The 2,960-nt window shown below is 52.3% G+C and carries 2 protein-coding genes; one reads left to right on the plus strand and one right to left on the minus strand.

Annotated features, from left to right (window positions below; genetic code table 11):
- Window positions 1-59 precede the first annotated feature (59 nt).
- A complete protein-coding gene (locus AACZ40_RS28810) occupies window positions 60-611 on the plus strand; it encodes a hypothetical protein (RefSeq protein ID WP_291174662.1) in 552 nt (183 codons plus the stop codon).
- Window positions 612-641: 30 nt separating this feature from the next.
- On the opposite strand, the gene AACZ40_RS28815 is transcribed toward AACZ40_RS28810, so the two are convergent.
- The coding region (locus tag AACZ40_RS28815; RefSeq protein WP_339677102.1) for an efflux RND transporter permease subunit at window positions 642-2,960 on the minus strand (2,319 nt) is incomplete at its 5' end.

Genomic DNA, 2,960 nt, shown 5'->3' on the forward strand with positions numbered 1-2,960 from the left:
CGATGATTCGAAACCGTTGACGGCGCTGTTCTGAGCTGCATCAGAATCGACGTGAAGCCATGATCCCTTCCGACAACAGTTGGCAACCGCTTCCCGTATCAGACATTCAAGTCACGCTCGGAGACTTCAACAGATGGGTTCTGTGTGGTGGATGCTCAATCGACTGGCTGCTCGATAAAACAACCCGGGAACATGCTGACACGGATATCGGCATCTTTCGCTCAGAGCTCATATGCTGTTTGAAATCCATCGATCAATCTCGCGTATTTCTCTGTGACCCGCCCGGTCAGCTTGTCGCCTGGAATGGTATAGAGGTTCCGGCACACGTACACGATATCTGGATAACAAACAAAGAGAGAACTCACTGGGTTCTGCAATTGATGGTCTATGATGACCACGTTGACACGGTCATCTATCGTCGCGATCCACGCCTCACCTGGCCCAAAAGTCAGCATGCGATTTCCATACGTGGTGTCAAAATCCTGAATCCAGTCGTGACGCTCCTGTTTAAACTGCATCGACAGGAATTACGGGACAAAGATTGCCACGACGTTTCAAATTTGATCGAGTACGGCACTCAATTATTATTAGCAAAACAGAATCGCATTTAAATTCGACGAAGAAATTGAGACATCTGTATTTCAAGAAACTTGCTTCTCTGCTTCAGGCTCCGGTTTCTTGCGCAGGTATTCATCCAGTTTTTGGAACACGACATAAAACACCGGGATGAAGAAGATCGCCAGAATTGTCGACGCCAGCATGCCGCCGAAGACTGCTGTTCCTAATGCCCGCTGCCCCGCCGCCCCGGCTCCATTCGCGATCACCAGGGGGACCACTCCCAGAATGAATGCGAACGAGGTCATGATAATCGGTCGAAATCGCATCTGTGCTGCCGCGGTGGCGGCTTCGAGAATCGAGTTGCCCTGGCGACGTAAGTCCCGCGCAAACTCGACAATCAGAATCGCATTTTTACTTGCCAGCGCGATGATCAGCACAATACCGATCTGTGTATAAATATTGATTTCCATCCCGCGGTACGCCACCGCCGCGACGGCTCCCAGTAATCCCAGCGGAACCACCAGAATCACCGCTACGGGCAACAGCCAGCTTTCATACTGCGCTGCCAGCACCAGGTAGACCAGTAAAATCGCTACGCCGAAAATGAAAATTGATTCACTGCCCACACGCTTCTCCTGGAATGCCGTCCCCGTCCATTCATAACCCAGAGAATTCGAAAGGTTCTCATCGGCGATCTGCTCCATGATCCGCAATGCATCACCGGAACTGTAGCCTGTCCGATACCCGCCCGAAACAGTCGCTGCCGGGTACAGGTTGTACCGGTTGATTACCTGAGGCCCGAAGGATTTCTTAATTGTAATCAGAGACCGCAGCGGCAGCATTTTGCCTTCACTCGTACGGACTTCCAGGCGTTCAATATCTTCGGGTTTGGCGCGGAATTCCTGATCCGCCTGGACCCGTACCTGGTAGGTCCGTCCGAACTTGTTGAAGTCATTCACATAGGTCGAGCCCAGAAAAGCCTGCAGTGTGGTGAAGATATTTCCCAGCGGTACATTCAGTGTTTTCGCTTTTTCGCGGTCGATCTCCAGGTACAGTTGAGGCACACCGGGTCGAAATGAAGTTGTAACTCCCTGCAACGCAGACTGACTGTTCGCGTCCGCTACAATCGCCTGCGCTGCTTCCTGCAGGACCTGTAATCCCGCATCCGTGCGGTCTTCCACCTGCATCTCAAATCCACCCCGCATCCCCAGCCCACGAATCGGAGGTGGAGGAAACGCAAACACGACTGCTTCCTGAATTGGTGCCAGCTTCTGTTGAATTGACGCCAGTATTTTTTCCTGCGTGATACCTTTCGCCACCCGCTCCTCAAATGGATCGAACGAGGCGAACACGGTTCCCGCATTAGAGGCACTGCTGTTATCGAGCAGCGAAAGCCCCCCGATGGTGATCCAGCTGGCAACTCCCTCGGTTTCTGCCAGCACGTTATCGACTTTTTTCATCACTTCCCGCGAACGCTGCTGCGAAGCCGCATCGGGCAACTGGACGGCCATCAGGATATACCCCTGGTCTTCCATCGGAATAAATCCGGTTGGCATCCGCAGATACCACCAGCCCGCCAGGGTTACCAGCGCCGCGAATACCACGAACACCGGTATGACCAGTCGTACCAGCCGCTTTACAATGCTCGTATAAGTCCGCTCAAAATATCCATACACACTTTCAAACCAGCGATAGAAAATAAATTTCTTCTTCTTCGTAACCGGTCTGAGCCAGAGCGCACACTGGGCCGGCTTTAATGTGACCGCATTGATTGCACTCAATAACGCAGTCGCGGCAATCGTCAATGCGAACTGCCGATAGAGTTGTCCCGTGATCCCGCCCAGCAGAGACGCAGGAATAAATACGGCCAGCAGGACCAGCGTAATTCCGATGATCGGACCGAGTACCTCCGACATCGCCCGGATCGTGGCTTCTTTAGGCGGTTCGCCCCGTTCAATATGATGCACGGCATTCTCCACCACGACGATCGCATCATCAACTACAATTCCAATTGCGAGAATCAGACCAAACAGCGTCAGCATGTTGATCGAGAAACCCAATGCGTACATGGCTGCAAATGCCCCGATGATTGTCACGGGAACCGTAGTCGCCGGAATCAGCACAGCCCGCCAGTCCTGCAAAAAGACCAGGATCACAATCAGCACCAGAATGCCCGCTTCAAACAGCGTTTTATATACTTCATGAATGGACGCTTCCACGAATTCTGTCGTATTCAGGGGAATACTGTACTCCACGCCTTCGGGAAATTTCTCGCCCATTTCCTCGACCACTTTTTTGACATCTTCTGCCACCTGCAATGCGTTGGCACCAGGCAGTTGATAAATTCCGATATTCGCGTTCGGCTGCCCTTCCTTTTCCGTAAACTGATTGTACGACTGTCC

The organism is uncultured Gimesia sp. (assembly GCF_963972345.1).
Classification (GTDB): Bacteria; Planctomycetota; Planctomycetia; order Planctomycetales; family Planctomycetaceae; genus Gimesia.